The sequence below is a fragment of the Massilia sp. CT11-108 genome, from assembly GCF_047302915.1.
Classification (GTDB): Bacteria; Pseudomonadota; Gammaproteobacteria; order Burkholderiales; family Burkholderiaceae_D; genus Telluria; species Telluria orientalis.
On the sequence record NZ_JBKYMO010000681.1, the window covers coordinates 1 to 2,442 of the forward strand.

The 2,442-nt window shown below is 66.8% G+C and carries 3 protein-coding genes; all 3 read right to left on the minus strand.

What is annotated here, in order from left to right; genetic code table 11:
• Positions 1-299 (minus strand): histidine kinase dimerization/phospho-acceptor domain-containing protein (locus tag ACEN88_RS29360; RefSeq protein ID WP_413345372.1); only part of this gene is annotated, 299 nt, incomplete at its 3' end.
• 8 nt (positions 300-307) lie between these two features.
• A complete protein-coding gene (locus ACEN88_RS29365) occupies positions 308-1,768 on the minus strand; it encodes an RAD55 family ATPase (protein ID WP_413345374.1) in 1,461 nt (486 codons plus the stop codon).
• Entirely contained in the window at positions 1,765-2,160 is a 396-nt protein-coding gene (locus ACEN88_RS29370) for a hypothetical protein (protein WP_413345376.1), read from the minus strand. Before ACEN88_RS29370 ends, ACEN88_RS29365 begins: the two co-directional genes overlap by 4 nt.
• Between the last annotated feature and the right edge of the window lie 282 nt (positions 2,161-2,442).

The following is a 2,442-nucleotide window of genomic DNA, read 5'->3' on the forward strand; positions in this document are numbered from 1 at the left end:
CTGAGCTGCTGCGGCGCGGCGTCCGCGTCGCGTTCCAGCAGCGACGCGGCCATCGCCAGCGGCGACAGCGGGTTGCGCAGCTCGTGCGCCAGCATGGCGAGGAATTCGTTCTGGCGGCGATTGACCGCCTCGGCATCCTCGCGCTGGTACTGGGCGTCGACGGTGGCCAGCACGAGGTGCTCGTTCGCTTCGCGCAGACTGGCCACGTCCGCTTCGAGCGCGCGGATACGGTCCAGCAGCGCGGACTCATCGAAGGAACGTTGTTCCGAAACAGGCGGCTGTTGCTCGTACGTTCCCATCGTCGCCCTCAGTCGCGCGGCCGGCGCCGGGTGGGGAAACCGGACATCAGGGCATCGAATTCCGTCGCATGCGGATCGACCTCGATGCCCTTGTCGGTGATGCGGTACTCGCGCAGCTCGTTGCTGTGGTCCGTGCCGCGCACTTTCACCACCGTCATGAACTTGCAGACGTGTCCCTCGATTTCGGCGAAGCGCATCGACAGCACCGCGTCGGCCAGGAAGCACAGGTTGTCGATCGAGAAGCGCCAGTTCGGCGTGTTGTCCTCGTAGCCGACGGTGACGATGGCGGTGACGCCGCGCCGCGCCAGCAGCGACAGCGTGCGGAGCACGGACAGGCGCAGGTCGTAGCGGAATTCCGGCGCGAGGTACAGGCCGATCTCCGACAGCGAATCGATCACGACGCGCGTCGCGCCCGTGCGCTCGATCGCCTCCGTCAGCTGGTCCAGCAATTCCTCGACCGTGAGCGACAGCGACAGCGATTGCAGCACCGTCACCTGGCCGCCCTGCACCAGCTTGATCAGTTCCGCGTTGTGCAGGCGCGCCGTGTGTTTTTCGAAGAACACGGCGACGCCCTTCTCGCCCTGCGCCGCCCCGGCCTGCAGGAAGCGCGTGCCGAGGATCGTCTTGCCGATCCCCGTGGGGCCGGAGACGAGCATCGTGTGGCCCTGCGGCAGGCCACCGTGCAGCATGTCGTCCAGGCCCGCGACGCCGGTCGGAATGCGGGCCGGATCGGCGGCGATGGTCAGGTAGGCCTCGGGCTGCGGCGTGAGCAGGCGCGGGTAGACGCGGATGCCGTCGTCCGTGATGCGCAAGGTGTGCGCGCCCGCCATGTGGGCCTGGCCGCGCATCTTGACGATGCGGATCTTGCGCACCACCGCGTCCTCGTCCAGGTTGTGCGACAGCGCGATCATGCCGTCGGCCACCGTGATGATCGGGTTGGCCTCGACGTCGGCCTGGCTGTATTCGCCGATCAGGAACGTGGTCGCCTGCCACGTGGCCATGCGCGAACCCAGCTCCTGGACGAAGTGCTGCAGGTCCCACAGGCCCTCGTTGCCGCTGCGCGCCGTCTGCACGACGGAGCGGAACGAATCGACGAACACGAGGCTCGGGCCGAAGTCCTCCACTTCGCGCATGATCCGTTCCAGCACGCCGCTGAAATCGCCGGCGCGCAGGTCGTCGGCCAGGTTGACGTAGCGGACGGCCGGTCCGACCTTGTCCATGTCGAAGAACGAGAACTGCTGCTGGTAGCGCAGCATCTTCAGCGGCGGTTCGCCCAGCACGGTGAAGAACAGCGCGCGCCGCTGTTCGCTCGCGAGCGCGAACATGATCTGGTGCGCGAGCGTCGTCTTGCCGCTGCCGGGCGCACCCGCGATCAGCGTGAACGAAAACTCGGTCAGGCCGCCGCCCAGAAGCACATCGAGCCCTGGCACACCGGTGCTCAGTTTTTCCAGGGTTACTTTTCCGCTCATTGCTTGTGCTCCTCCTGATTCTTTTGCGGCGTGCCGTCCGCACCCGTTTCGGACAGCAGCCGTGCCGTCAACGCGGGGCCGATGAGGGTCCCCAGCTGCCGCACGAACAGACCCATCAATTCATCGTGTGTCGCGGCCGCTTCCTGGGGGTCCGCCGCCGCCAGGTCCTGCTCGAGAGCGGTCAGCAGCAGCGTGCTCGTGCGGCGCGTGGCGTCGACGCTGAGCCACGCCCGCGGCGGCGCCAGCAGGCGCGCCGAGCGCGTGAACAACGCGACGAAACCGCCTTCGCCGATCAGTGGCACCAGTTGCCGGCCCAGGCGCGACCAGGGCCGGATCAGCGGCGCGGCGTGATCGGCGGGAGCCGGTTGCGCTCGGTTTTCGTCTTTATCCATGCAGGGGTGGTGTCGGGGTTGTCATGCCATGCGGCGTGGCCTCGGCTTGGCACGTCCGTTCTACCGATTATAACGTGAATGTAAGGTCAATTTTTTTAATAGAGTGTCAATACGGACAACGTGCGACACGCGGTGCTACCATCGCGTTTTTGTATCGATCATGAGCCGTTCACCATGTTTTTCCGTACCTGTGCCGCTTCCCTGCTCCTCGCCGCCACGTGCGCCGCGCACGCCCAGTCCGCCCCGCCCGTGGCCGAGGCACCGCTGCGCGCCCACCTGTCC

Excerpts from the sequence above, each read along its gene's own strand:
- ACEN88_RS29370 (WP_413345376.1), bottom strand. The coding sequence starts at position 2,160 with ATGGATAAAGACGAAAACCGAGCGCAACCGGCTCCCGCCGATCACGCC.
- ACEN88_RS29365 (WP_413345374.1), bottom strand. The coding sequence starts at position 1,768 with ATGAGCGGAAAAGTAACCCTGGAAAAACTGAGCACCGGTGTGCCAGGG.